Genomic DNA, 12,717 nt, shown 5'->3' with positions numbered 1-12,717 from the left:
GGTGAGCGGGCGTCCGCGTCTTCCGGTGACCGCCTGACGCGCGAGCGCGGGAACGAGGAGACATGGACACCCTGCAGACCATCCTGGACCGGGCCGACGCGATCGTGTGGGGACCGTGGCTGATCCTGCCGCTGCTGCTGCTCACCGGCCTGTTCCTCACCGTGCGCCTGGGCGGGCTGCAGTTCCGCCTGTTCGGCAAGGCCATGTCCCTGGCCTTCGGGCGCCGCTCCCGACAGCCGGGCCAGAAGGGCGAGATCTCCTCCTACCAGGCGATGGCCACCGCCCTCGGAGCCACCGTGGGCACCGGCAACATCGTGGGCGTGGCCCTGTCCATCCACCTCGGCGGGCCCGGGGCCCTGTTCTGGATGTGGATCACCGCACTGATCGGCATGGCCTCCAAGTACGCCGAGTGCTTCCTCGGGGTGCGCTTCCGCACCCGGGACAAGAACGGGGAGCTGACCGGCGGGCCCCAGGTGTACCTGGTGCGCGGCATCCCCAACCGCTTCGGCTGGTTCCTCTCCGTGGCCTTCGCCGCCTGCGCCGTCGTCGCGACCTTCGGCGTCGGCAACACCACCCAGTCCAACGCCATCGCCTCCAACATGGAGTCCACCTTCCACGTGGCCCCGACGATCACCGCCGTCGTCATCGGGGTGCTGACCCTGGGGGCGCTGGTGGGCGGCATCAAGTCCATCTCCAAGGTCACCGTGTTCTGCGTGCCGCTGATGATCGCGCTGTACGTGGGCGGCGGACTGTACATCCTCGCCGTGAACTGGGCCGGCATCCCGCACGCGCTGGCGCTGATCTTCGGCAACGCCTTCACCCCCTCCGGGGCGGCCGGCGGGGCCGCGGGCTCCCTGCTGATGACCATGCAGATCGGCGTGGCCCGCTCCCTGTTCTCCAACGAATCCGGGATGGGCACCGCCTCCATCCCCTCCTCCATCGCCCAGACCGCCCACCCCGTGCGCCAGGGCCTGGTGTCCATGACCCAGACCTTCATCGACACCCTCGTGGTCATCTCCATCACCGGGCTGCTGGTCATCACCACCGGCGTGTGGGAGAACGGCGAACCGGCCACCATGACCTCCACCGCCTTCGCCACGGGGCTGCCCGGCAGCTGGGGCGGGATCATCGTCACCATCTGCCTGATCCTGCTCGGCTACTCCACGGTGCTGGGCTGGGCGTACTACGGCGAGCGCTGCATCGAGCGCCTGGGCGGCGGGCACCGGGGCATCCTGATCTACCGGATCGTGTTCGCGGTGGCCTGCGGCTTGGGCGCCGTCGCCCCGCTGACGATGGTGTGGACCTTCTCCGACGTGATCAACGGGATCATGGCCATCCCCAACCTCATCGGGCTGCTGATCCTCTCCGGGCTGGTGGTGCGCGAGACCCGGCGGTACCTGCGCCACGATCCGCACTTCACGGCCACCGCCGAGGAGATCGACGCGTTCATGGGCGAGCACCCGGGCAGCCTGGACGCCCAGATCGACCACCAGGTGGACCTCACCCGGCCGCACCCGGTGCTGGAGCACCCGGACACCACCCGGATGCGGGTGCTGCGCGAGGAGGAGGTGCGCCGAGCCGCCGCCGTGCGCGACGCCGCCGGGCGGCCCTCCGCCTGAGGCACCGGGTACGATGACGGGTTGGACCGCCACCACCCGAAGGGAAGAGCCCATGTCCGAGGACGTCCCCCAGCAGTTCCACCGTCAGCCGTACTCCTTCGTGCGCCGGGGGGATCGGCTGACCGCACGGCGCCAGAAGGCCTGGGACGAGTTCTCCTCCACCCACGTGCTGGACGTCCCCCGGCTGGTCACCGACACCTCGGTGGCCCCCGAGGCCCGCTTCGACCAGGCCGAGGTCTTCGGCCGGGAGGGGGCGCCGCTGGTGGTGGAGGTGGGCTCCGGGCTCGGTGAGGCCATCGTGCATGCGGCCTCCGAGCACCCGGAGAACGACTACCTGGCGGTGGAGGTCTACACCCCCGGCATCGCGGACCTGCTGATGAAGATGGGTCAGGCCGGTGTGCAGAACGTGCGGGTGGTGCAGGCCAACGCCCCGGAGGTGCTGGAGAACCTGCTGGAGCCGGCCAGCGTGGAGGAGCTGTGGGTGTTCTTCCCGGACCCGTGGCACAAGACCCGCCACCACAAGCGCCGCCTGGTCTCCCCGGACTTCGCGCGGCTGGCCGCCCGGGTGATCCGGCCCGGCGGACTGTGGCGCCTGGCCACGGATTGGGAGGAGTACGCCCTGGTGATGCGCGAGGTGCTGGAGGCCTCCGAGGACTTCAGCAACGAGAACCCGGGGCGCGGCGCCACCGAGGAGGACCCGACCGGCGGTTGGGCCCCGCGCTGGGAGGGCCGGATCCTCACCAGCTTCGAGCGCAAGGCCGGGGAGGCAGGACGCCACCCCTGGGACCTCACCTACCGCCGGGCCTGACCCCGGGCGGGGCGGCCAGGGTTCGGAGCTGGGATTTCGGAGCACCCGCGACCCGGCGCATTCGTACCCACTTTCCGCGTTTCCGGGAACGGGTGCGCCGTCTCGGCGGAGGGGCGGGAACGGGAGCGCCGAGTCGATGATGACGCAGCCGGGCAGTTCTCGACTACTGCTCGAAGGCCCTCTGGACAGGCTCGGAGGTCATGAAGATTTCCGGGGTGAGCCGCTGCGGCCCCCAGTCAGGGTCGATGCACCGACGCCAGTAGTCCAGGTGGATCCGGTCCAGCTCGTGTTCGGAGTCCTGCACCGGCGCTCCCCCAGGCAGCTGCACAGAGAACCAGGTGAGATGGAGCCGGCCCTCCTGCTCATCGCTGAGAATGGTCTCCACCTGCATCCGCTCCGGGATCATCGTCTCCCGGAACTGTGTGGGATGGTCCCGCAGGTACGCCACCCATTCCCGCGCCGCCGCCTCCTGGCCCGCGATCACGCGGAACCTCACCATCTCGACGACGGGCGTCGTCTCCTTCTCGGCCCCGAACTGACCGTTCTGCTCAGATTCACGGTCGCTCGCATCGCTGCTCACGTCTGCTCTCCTTCTCTTCATCCGCACACCGGTGCCCCGTCCCCCCGAGGCATCCCCTCCCGCGAGACGGCGCATCCGTTCCCACTTTCCGCGTTTTCGGGAACGAGAGCGCCGGGTCGACGCCGGACACCCCCCACCTAGCTTCAGCGGCGGTCCACCTGGGGGATGGACTGGGTCTCGTAGGTGTCGATCGCCCCGGGGTGGCCCTTCATGAACTCGTCCACCTCATCCTTGTCCGCCGTGACGGAGGGGTCGTTGCGCAGGTAGTGACGGGTCTCCCGGGCGATCAGACCGGAGAGGATCAGCAGGCCGATCAGGTTGGGGATGGCCATCAGGCCGTTGGCGATGTCCGCGAAGGTCCACACCAGCGACAGCGGGACGGTGCAGCCGACGTAGACGATCACGGAGAAGAGCACCCGGTAGGCCGGCACCCCGCGCCGCCCGAACAGCCGCTCGATGCACCGCTCGCCGTAGTAGGCCCAGCCGAGGATCGTGGAGTAGGCGAACAGCACCAGGCCGATCGTCACGATCCACCCGCCCCAGCTGCCCGGCAGCCCGGTGGAGAAGGCGCGGGAGGTCATGGTGCCGGCGGCGTCGGCCCCGGCGGTCCACTGCCCGGTGGTGATGATGACCAGCCCGGTGCAGGTGACCACGATGATCGTGTCGATGAAGGTCTGGGTCATGGACACCAGGCCCTGACGCACCGGGTGGGTGGTCTGCGCGGCCGCCGCGGCGATGGCCGCCGAGCCCATCCCGGACTCGTTGGAGAAGATGCCGCGGGCCACACCCATCTGCACCGCCAGGATGATGGTGGAGCCCAGGAACCCGCCGACGGCGGCGTGCCCGGTGAACGCGGACTCGAAGATCGTCGCGAAGGCCTCCGGGATCCCCCCGACGTTCACGCACAGGATGTAGATCGCCCCGACGACGTAGAAGACGATCATGATCGGCACCAGGTTGGAGGTGACCCGCCCGATGGACTTGATGCCGCCGACCAGCACCAGCAGGGTCAGCACGGCCAGCACCAGCCCGGTGATCCACTCCGGCACGTGGAAGGAGTCCACCATGTTCACGGAGATGGAGTTGCCCTGGGTGGTGTTCCCGATGCCGAAGGAGGCGATGATCGCGGCCACGCAGAAGAACAGGGCCAGGAACTTCCCGAAGCCGCCGCGGATGCCGCGCTGCAGGTAGTACTGCGGGCCGCCGGAGATCTCGCCCTTGGCGTCCGTGGTGCGGAAGCGCACCGCCAGGAAGGCCTCCGAGTACTTGGAGGCCATGCCGAAGATCGCGGTGATCCACATCCAGAACAGGGACCCGGGACCGCCGGTGCCGATCGCGGTGGCCACCCCGACGATGTTGCCGGTTCCCACGGTCGCGGCCATCGCGGTGGTCAGCGCCTGGAACTGGGAGATGTCCCCGCCCTGGGCGCCCTCGTCCTTGCGGGTGAAGAAGGCCAGGCGCAGGGCCTGGAAGAGCTTGGTCAGCTGGATCCCGCCGAGGCGGATGGTCAGGTACAGGCCCGTGCCCAGCAGCAGCGGGATGAGGATGAACGGGCCCCAGAGGACCTTGTCGATGGCGGAGAGGACGGAGTCCAGGGTCTCGAGCATGCGGTGGCCCCCACGGATCGGTGCGGTTGAGAAGTGATGCGGATCATCATGCCACACCCGTGTTTCCGCCCGGAAAACCCGCCGACCCCCGCCCGCGGACCCGGCTCGCTCACCCCAGCACAGAGTCTCCCAGCAACAGCCTCACCCCCGGTACAGGGTCAGCGCCCGGCTCGTCGAGAAGCGCTCGGGGCGCTGCCCGCGGCCCAGCCGCACGACGTCGCCGCGCAGCCCGGCCGCGAACACCCGCCGGGACTCCTGGATCCGATCCTGGCTCTCCTGCAGCTGCTCGGTCAGCTCCCGGACCCGGTGCTGCAGGGCCTGGACCTGGTTCTCCAGCTGGATGATCCGCCGGATCCCCTCCAGCGAGACCCCCTCGGAGGACAGCTGCTGGATCTGGCGTAGCTTCTCCACATCCCGCTGCGAATACCGCCGGGCCTTCCCGGGCAGCCGGGAGGGGGTGACCAGACCCAGCCGGTCGTACTGGCGCAGGGTCTGGGGGTGCATCTCGGCCAGCTCGGCGGCCACCGAGATCACGAACAGGGGCTGGTCCGCGTTGCCGAAGGCCATGGTCTACACCCCCGCTTCCCGCAGCAGATCCGCCCGCACATCCGGCTGGTGCGCCAGTTCCGTGAACCGGCGCAGCGCCTCGACGGCCTCCTCGGACAGCTCCGAGGGCACCTGGACCTGCGGGATCACGTACAGGTTGCCGGTGTGCTTCTTCGTCGTCACCCCGCGGCCCTTGACCCGCATCCGGGTGCCGGGCTCCTGACCGGCCTTCAGCCGCAGCTTCACGATCTTCCCGCCGGGGGCGGGGGCCGTGATCACCGCGCCCAGGGCGGCCTCCTCCACGGTCACCGGCACATGCACCGTGAGGTCATCGCCTTCCCGGGTGAACACCGGATCCGGGCGCACGTGCACGGTCACGATCAGGTCCGAGGACCCGCCGGGGCCGGTCTGGCCCTTGCCGCGCAGACGCACCTTCTGCCCGTCGCGCACCCCCTGCGGAATCCGCATGGTGACGCTGCGCCCGTCCTGCTGGCTGACCCGCAGCTGGGTGCCCTCCAGCGCCTCGGCGAAGTCGATGGTCACGCTGGTCTCGACGTCGGCCGGGGCCGGCTGGCGCGGCTGCCCGAAGGGGCTGGCCCCGCCGGCCCCGCCGAACAGGTCCGCGAACGGATCGCCGCCGCCGGTGCTGGTGTACTGCATCCGGGGTCCCCCAGCGCCGCCGAAGCCGCCCCGGGAGCGGCGTGCCCCGCCGCCGAACAGGTCGCCCAGCAGGTCCTCGAAGCCGGCCGAGCCTCCCGCCCCGGGGCCGCCGGCCCCGCCGGCGCCGGCGCTGAACCGGGCCCCGGAGCCCATCGCGCGGATCGCGTCGTACTGCTTGCGCTGCTCCGGGTCCGCCAGCACGGTGTGCGCCTCGGAGATCTCCTTGAACCGCCGCTCGGCGGCCTCATCCCCGGGGTTCTGGTCCGGGTGGTACTTCCGGGCCAGCTTCCGATACGCCTTCTTGATGTCCTCGTCACTGGCGTCCTTGGAGACGCCCAGCACCTTGTAGAAGTCCTTCTCCAGCCAGTTCTCGCTCGCCATCGACGCCTCCTTCCCACAGTCTCGCTGTGCTCGTTTCCGTCTGCTGATGTTCTGTTGTGCGCCCGGGCGGGGCGCGCCCGGGGCGGTTGCGCAGATGAGAAGCGACGCCGGGTCCGCACCCGCCGCGCCCGCCCATTTTCGGACGGGAACGACGGCGCGGGGACCCGGCGTCGCAACTGACCTCCGCAAGCGCGGGGTCCGGGGATCCTGCCTACCCCTGGGTCACGGGGCCACGGCCACGGCCACCTGGGCCGGGCGCAGCACCCGCTCGCCGATGCGGTAGCCGTTGCGCATGACCATGGCCAGCCGGTCCGGCTCCACCTCCTCGGTGGGCTGCTGCATGACCGCCTCGTGCACGTGCGGGTCGAAGGCCTCCCCGACCTCGCCGAAGCGCTCCAGGCCCTGACGGGTCAGCGCCTCCTCGAGCTTCCGGGCGATCGAGGCGAAGGGTCCCTCCGCCAGGTCCCCGTGCCGGCGCGCGGCGTCGATGTCGTCGATCACCGGCAGCAGGGCCGTGACGACGTCGCCCACCACGTACTCGCGCAGACCGTCCTTCTCCTTGGCCGAGCGGTTCCGGAAGTTCTGGAACTCCGCCTGCAGGCGGCGCAGATCCTCCAAACGCTCCTCGGCCAGCCGGTGCCCGTCCTGGGCCGCGGACTCGGAGTCCGCGGGCTCCTCCGCGGCCTCCTGCTCGTCCGCAGCGCTCTGCGCGGTGGCCTCGGCGCCCTCGGCCTCCGAGGCGGATTCCGCGTCGGGGGCGTGGAAGGCCTCCTCCAGCGGGTCCCCGTCCTGCGGGTTCTCGGTGGTGTTCTCAGCCATATCCCTTACTTCTTCTCGTCTTCGTCGTCCACGACCTCGGCGTCGACGACGTCATCCTCGTTCGCGTCCGCGTTGGCCGCACCGGCGTCCGCGGCACCCTCACCGGCCTGGGCCTGGGCGTAGATGGCCTCGCCCAGCTTGGTCTGGGAGGACTGCAGCTTCTCGAAGGCGGACTTCACGGCGTCGTCGTCCTCGCCCTCCAGGGCCTTCTTCAGCTCGTCGACGTCGGACTGGACCTCGGACTTGACGTCCTCGGGCAGCTTGTCCTCGTTGTCCTTGAGCAGCTTCTCGATCTGGTAGGCGCTGTTCTCCGCGGTGTTGCGCAGATCCTGGGCCTCGCGGCGCTTCTTGTCCGCCTCGGCGTTGGCCTCGGCGTCCTTGACCATGCGGTCGATGTCCTCCTTGGACAGCGAGGTCCCGCCGGTGATGGTCATGGACTGCTCCTTGCCGGTGCCCTTGTCCGTGGCGGACACGTGCACGATGCCGTTGGCGTCGATGTCGAAGGTGACCTCGATCTGCGGCACCCCGCGCGGGGCCGGGGCGATGCCGGTCAGCTCGAAGGTGCCCAGGTTCTTGTTGTCCCGGGTGAACTCGCGCTCGCCCTGGAAGACCTGGATGGACACGGACGGCTGGTTGTCCTCGGCAGTGGTGAAGGTCTCGGACCGCTTGGTCGGGATCGCGGTGTTGCGCTCGATCAGCTTGGTCATGACCCCGCCCTTGGTCTCGATGCCCAGGGACAGCGGGGTGACGTCGATCAGCAGGACGTCCTTGCGGTCGCCCTTGAGCACGCCGGCCTGCAGGGCCGCGCCGTCGGCGACGACCTCATCCGGGTTCACGCCCTTGTTCGGGTCCTTGCCGGAGAGCTCCTTGACCAGGTCCACGACGGCGGGCATGCGGGTCGAGCCGCCGACCAGCACGACGTGGGCGATGTCGGAGACCTTGACCCCGGCCTCGTCGATGACGTCGTGGAACGGCTTCTTGGTCCGATCCAGCAGATCCTTGGTCAGGTCCTGGAACTTGGCGCGGGACAGGGACTCGTCCAGGTGCACCGGGCCGTCGGAGGTGACGGACAGGTACTGCAGGGAGATGTTGGTGGAGGAGGCGGAGGACAGCTCCTTCTTGGCCTGCTCCGCCGCCTCCTTCAGGCGCTGCAGGGCGATCTTGTCCTTGGACAGGTCAGCCCCGGTCTTGGACTTGACCTGCTGCAGCAGCCAGTCCACGATCCGCTGATCCCAGTCGTCGCCGCCCAGGCGGTTGTCGCCGGCGGTGGCGCGGACCTGGATGGTGGAGAAGCCGTCGTCGTCCTTGCCGACCTCCAGGAGGGAGACGTCGAAGGTGCCGCCGCCGAGGTCGTAGACCAGGATCAGCTCATCCTCGTTGCCCTTCTCCAGGCCGTAGGCCAGGGCCGCGGCGGTGGGCTCGTTGACGATGCGCAGGACGTTCAGGCCCGCGATCTCGCCGGCCTCCTTGGTGGCCTGGCGCTCGGCGTCGTTGAAGTAGGCCGGGACGGTGATGACCGCGTCGGTGACCTTGTCGTTGAGGTAGGCCTCCGCGTCCGCCTTCAGCTTCTGCAGGATGCGCGCGGAGATCTCCTGCGCGGTGTACTTCTTGCCGTCGATCTCCTCGGTCCAGTCGGTGCCCATGTGGCGCTTGACGGAGGAGATGGTGCGCTCGACGTTGGTGACGGCCTGGCGCTTGGCCACGCCGCCGACCAGGGTCTCGCCGTCCTTGCCGAAGGCGACGACGGACGGGGTGGTGCGGGTGCCCTCCGCGTTGGCGATGACGACGGGCTCCCCGCCCTCCAGGGCCGCGACGCAGGAGTTGGTGGTGCCGAGGTCGATGCCGACTGCACGTGACATGTGGTGATGCTCCTTCATGGTCTCGAGTGAACCGGGGCCCCGCCCGCTGCCCGCGGGAGGTGAGCACCCGGAGGTCTCACTTCTTGAGTTGTCCTGACTCAAGTCTACGCATCGGACCCCACCTGTCAACAGGTTTGAGTCGGTTCGACTCAACTTTTCTGCGCCGCCTTGGATCGCGCCGGTTCCGGCACCCGCCGCCCTTCCCTCACCGCGCCTGGGTAGGCTGAACCCATGACCCGCATCATCACCGTGTGCACCGGCAACATCTGCCGCTCCCCCATGGCCGAGTACCTGATCCGCCGCGCCGTCGAACGGGCCGACCTGCCGGAGGTGACGGTGGAGTCCTTCGGCATCAGCGACGAGGAGCGGGGCAACCCCGTGGATCCGCGCGCCGCCCGGGTGCTTCAGGCCGAGGGCATCGACGCCTCCGGGCACCGGGCCCGCCAGGTCACCGCCGCGGACCTCGCCGCGGCCGACCTCGTGCTGGCCCTGGACCTGCCGCACGAGCGAGCCCTGCGCGGCCTGGCCGAGACCGAGCGGGACGCCGAGAAGATCCACCTGCTGCGCGAGTTCGATCCCGAGGCCGCGCACCTGAAGCACCGCAGCCTCGGCATCTACGACCCCTGGTACGGCGACGAGGAGGACTTCGAGACCACCTTCGAGATGATCGACGCCGCCGTGCCCGGCGTCGTGGACTGGGCCCGCGAGCACGGTCCGGCCGACGCCGAGACCGCGCGGGGCTGAGCCGCCGTGTCCGCCGGGCGCACCTGGGTCATCGAGAACCACGACCCCGAGGACGCCGACGTCGCCGGAATCCTCGAGCAGCTGCTGGGCCGCGACGGAACCCTCCCGCCCGAGCACTGGAGGAACCGGGCGCCGCTGGTGCTCGCGGTGGACGGGCGCTCCGGAGCCGGCAAGACCTCCCTGGCCGCCCGCCTGGCCGCGGCCGCCGCGGCCCGGTGCCCGGCCGGCGTCGTGCTGTTCCACCTGGAGGACCTCTACCCCGGCTGGGATGGGCTCACCGAGGGCGTGCGCCTGTGGACCGAGATGCTCACCCGCCTGCTGGACGGGCGCGACGCCGCCTGGCGCGCCTGGGACTGGGCGGCCGGCGCCCCCGATCCCGCCGAGCGCATCCTGTCGGCCGAGGCCGCCCTGATCATCGCCGAGGGGGTCGGGGCCAGCGCCCCCGGACACCCCGAGGTCGTGCCGGACCTGACCGTGTGGCTGCAGCTGCCCGCGGCGCAGCGGCGTCGGCGGGCGCTGGCCCGCGACGGGGAGCTCTACCGTCCGCATTGGGAGCGCTGGGCCGCGCAGGAGGACGCGCTGCTGGCCCGACTGCCCTGAGCCGGGCCGGCGGGCCTCGCCCGGGCCACCCGACGCCGTCCCCCGGGCCGGCGCGGCTTACGGGGGCGCCCGCTTTTCCTCTACCATCGTCCCGTCAGCCGGCGCGACGCCGGACTCCCCGCCGACCGCCTCGACCGGTCCGCGCTCCCCAGGAAGGGACCTCCTCGCCCATGGGCCACCAGAGCACCGCTCCCCGCGTGAGCGTCCCCCTGCTGATCGTGTTCGGCACCCTCTCCGGGATCGGACCGCTGGCCACGGACATGTACCTCGCGGCCTTCCCCCGGATGTCCGAGGACCTGGACACCCAGGCCTCCACGATCCAGCTCACCCTCTCCGCGTGCATGCTGGGGCTGGCCCTGGGGCAGCTGCTCATCGGCCCGCTCTCGGACCAGTGGGGCCGACGCCGCCCCCTGATGATCGGCTCGGCGGTGTGCTTCCTGGCCTCCCTGGGCTGCGCCCTGGCCCCCACCGTGGAGGTGCTCATCGGCTTCCGGCTGCTGATGGGGCTGTCCGGGGCGGCCGGCATCGTGCTGGCCCGCTCGATGATCGCGGATCTGACCGTGGGCACCCAGACCACCCGGTACATGAACTACATGATGATGATCAACGGCCTGGCCCCGGTGCTGGCACCCACCGTGGGCGGGCTGATCCTGGCGGTGTCCACCTGGCGCACCGTGTTCTGGGTGCTCACCGCGGTGACCCTGCTGATGGCGGCGGCGGTGTTCGTCCTGGTCCCGGAGAGCCTGCCTGCCGAGCGCCGCCACTCCGGGGGCCTGCGGACGGTGGGCCGCGGGGTGGCCGCGATGGTGCGCCGCCCCCGATACGTGGGGTTCGTGATCGCCTTCGTCCTCTCCTTCGGCACCCTGTTCTCCTACATCTCCGGGTCCACCTACGTCCTGCAGAACGTCCTGGGGATGAGCTCCACCGCCTACGCCCTGGCCTTCGGGGCGAACTCCCTGGGGATCCTCCTCTTCTCCGTCCTGTCCAACGCGCTGCTGAGCCGCACCGTCCCGGAGCGGATCGCCCCGGTGGGGCTGAGCATCGTCGCGGTCTCGGCCCTGACCCTGCTGGGCCTGACCCTCGCCGGGGCCCTCTCGCTGCCCGTGGTGCTGGTGCTGCTGTTCCTGTGCGCCGGCTGCCAGGGCCTGATCTTCGGCAACATCACGTCGCTGGCCCTGAGCCAGGGCCGGGACTACGCCGGGGCGGCGTCGGCCCTGCTGGGGTGCCTGCAGTTCGGCATGGGCGGGCTCGTCTCCCCGCTGGTCGGGCTCGGCGGGGACCACGCCGTCGCCCCGATGGCGATCAGCATGAGCATCTGCGCCCTCGCGGCCCTGACGGTGTTCCTGACGACCCGCGCCCGCACCGCCACCCACCCCCAGACCACCTGATGCGACGCCCCCTCTCTGACGCCCGGCCCGACGCCCCGCCCCCGACGCCCGCCCTGGCGCCGAGTCATCGATTCCGACGACTTTTCGCCTGAAAATCCGTCGGAATCGATGACTGGGCGCCAGGGCGCAGGGGATGCTGCGGCGGGGTGGGCAGAATGGGGGCATGAGTGAGCTTCCCGCAGACCGCAGGCCGCCCGTCGTCGTCCGAGTGGATGACGCGCACCCGGACGGCGAGGTGCTCGACGCCGCCGCGCCCCTGATCGGCATCGAGGACGAGGGGTACACCCGCGGGGACGGGGTCTTCGAGACCATGCTCGCCGTCGACGGCGCGGTGCGGAAGCTGCCCCGGCACCTGGCCCGCCTGGCCCACTCCGCCCGGCTCCTGCAGCTGCCGGCCCCGGACGAGGACCGGTGGCGCGCCGCCGTCGCCACGGTCCTGCGGGTGGCCGCCCGGGAGGGCATCGGCACCGCCACCGACCTCGGCGAGGAGACCGTGGTGAAGCTGCTGGTCAGCCGGGGAGACCCGACGCGCGGGGCCTACGGCCTCGTCATCGTCTCCCCGGTGCCGGAATCCACCCTCGCCGCCCGTGAGCAGGGGGTGCGGGCGCTGCTGCTGCCCCGCGGGCACGATCCCGCCGAGGACGCCGCCTACCCGTGGCTGCTGACCGGCGCCAAGACCCTCTCCTATGCGGTGAATATGGCGGTGCTGCGCCACGTCCGCTCCCTCGGCGCGCAGGACGCGATCTGGACGGCGTCGGATCGCCGGATCCTGGAGGGGGCCACCAGCTCGGTGATCGCGGCCCGGCGCACCGGGGACCGGATCACCCTGCTCACTCCGGAGCCGAACCACGGCATCCTGCCCGGCACCACCCAGGGGGCGATCTTCGCGGCGGCGCGCGAGCGCGGCTGGGAGCTGGGCTACGGCCCCCTGTACCCGGTGGACCTGCTGGAGTCCGACGGCGTGTGGCTGGCTTCCTCGGTGCGTCTGCTCGCCCCCGTGACCCACCTGGACCACCAGGTCCTGCCCGTGGATCGGGAGCTGACCCGCCTCCTGACCTCCTTCCTCACGGCCTGAGCACCGGCCGCCCGGCGATCTCCCCGCCGGG

General features: G+C 70.9%; 12 protein-coding genes. 6 read left to right on the top strand and 6 right to left on the bottom strand.

The genetic code is table 11. The annotated features are described in order from the left end of the window. Positions 1-62: 62 nt before the first annotated feature. Both KKR01S_RS03880 and trmB read left to right on the top strand, forming a co-directional pair. Positions 63-1,619, top strand: a complete 1,557-nt coding sequence (locus tag KKR01S_RS03880; protein WP_081101536.1) for an alanine/glycine:cation symporter family protein — start codon at positions 63-65, stop codon at positions 1,617-1,619. A gap of 52 nt (positions 1,620-1,671) precedes the next feature. Continuing rightward, positions 1,672-2,427: a tRNA (guanosine(46)-N7)-methyltransferase TrmB gene (trmB, locus tag KKR01S_RS03875; RefSeq protein WP_231377030.1), complete on the top strand. Its 756-nt coding sequence runs from the start codon at positions 1,672-1,674 to the stop codon at positions 2,425-2,427. Between the two features lie 163 nt (positions 2,428-2,590). Here the strand turns inward: trmB and KKR01S_RS03870 are convergent, their stop codons facing one another. From KKR01S_RS03870 to dnaK, 6 genes are all read right to left on the bottom strand, one after another. Next, entirely contained in the window at positions 2,591-3,007 is a 417-nt protein-coding gene (locus KKR01S_RS03870; protein WP_224799669.1) for a DUF6176 family protein, read from the bottom strand. 143 nt (positions 3,008-3,150) lie between these two features. Next, complete coding sequence (locus KKR01S_RS03865) at positions 3,151-4,614, bottom strand: alanine/glycine:cation symporter family protein (protein WP_058730654.1); 1,464 nt, start codon at positions 4,612-4,614, stop codon at positions 3,151-3,153. 141 nt (positions 4,615-4,755) lie between these two features. Beyond that, positions 4,756-5,181, bottom strand: a complete 426-nt coding sequence (locus KKR01S_RS03860) for a heat shock protein transcriptional repressor HspR (protein ID WP_058730653.1) — start codon at positions 5,179-5,181, stop codon at positions 4,756-4,758. A gap of 3 nt (positions 5,182-5,184) precedes the next feature. Beyond that, positions 5,185-6,201, bottom strand: a complete 1,017-nt coding sequence (locus KKR01S_RS03855) for a DnaJ C-terminal domain-containing protein (RefSeq protein WP_058730652.1) — start codon at positions 6,199-6,201, stop codon at positions 5,185-5,187. A 222-nt stretch (positions 6,202-6,423) separates the two neighbouring features. Further along, positions 6,424-7,020, bottom strand: coding sequence for a nucleotide exchange factor GrpE (locus KKR01S_RS03850; protein WP_058730651.1), 597 nt, complete (start codon positions 7,018-7,020; stop codon positions 6,424-6,426). Between the two features lie 5 nt (positions 7,021-7,025). Beyond that, the gene (dnaK, locus tag KKR01S_RS03845; RefSeq protein WP_058730650.1) at positions 7,026-8,879 is read right to left on the bottom strand and encodes a molecular chaperone DnaK; all 1,854 of its coding nucleotides are present in this window, start codon (positions 8,877-8,879) and stop codon (positions 7,026-7,028) included. A 231-nt stretch (positions 8,880-9,110) separates the two neighbouring features. Here dnaK and KKR01S_RS03840 point away from each other — a divergent pair, with 231 nt between their 5' ends. The 4 genes from KKR01S_RS03840 (at position 9,111) to KKR01S_RS03825 (ending at position 12,686) form a co-directional block, all read left to right on the top strand. Beyond that, a complete protein-coding gene (locus KKR01S_RS03840; RefSeq protein ID WP_061225334.1) occupies positions 9,111-9,623 on the top strand; it encodes a low molecular weight protein-tyrosine-phosphatase in 513 nt (170 codons plus the stop codon). Between the two features lie 6 nt (positions 9,624-9,629). Further along, positions 9,630-10,223 carry a nucleoside/nucleotide kinase family protein gene (locus KKR01S_RS03835; protein WP_061225333.1) on the top strand — a complete coding sequence of 198 codons (594 nt, stop codon included), beginning with the start codon at positions 9,630-9,632 and terminating at the stop codon, positions 10,221-10,223. Positions 10,224-10,420: 197 nt separating this feature from the next. Beyond that, a complete protein-coding gene (locus tag KKR01S_RS03830) occupies positions 10,421-11,611 on the top strand; it encodes a multidrug effflux MFS transporter (RefSeq protein ID WP_151196415.1) in 1,191 nt (396 codons plus the stop codon). A gap of 163 nt (positions 11,612-11,774) precedes the next feature. After that, complete coding sequence (locus KKR01S_RS03825; protein ID WP_061225332.1) at positions 11,775-12,686, top strand: aminotransferase class IV; 912 nt, start codon at positions 11,775-11,777, stop codon at positions 12,684-12,686. The last annotated feature ends 31 nt before the right edge of the window (positions 12,687-12,717 follow it).

The sequence above is a fragment of the Rothia kristinae NBRC 15354 genome (assembly GCF_001570865.1).
Classification (GTDB): domain Bacteria; phylum Actinomycetota; class Actinomycetes; order Actinomycetales; family Micrococcaceae; genus Rothia; species Rothia kristinae.
Note: the sequence above shows the minus strand (reverse complement) of the source record. Positions and strands in the feature narration are given on the sequence as shown.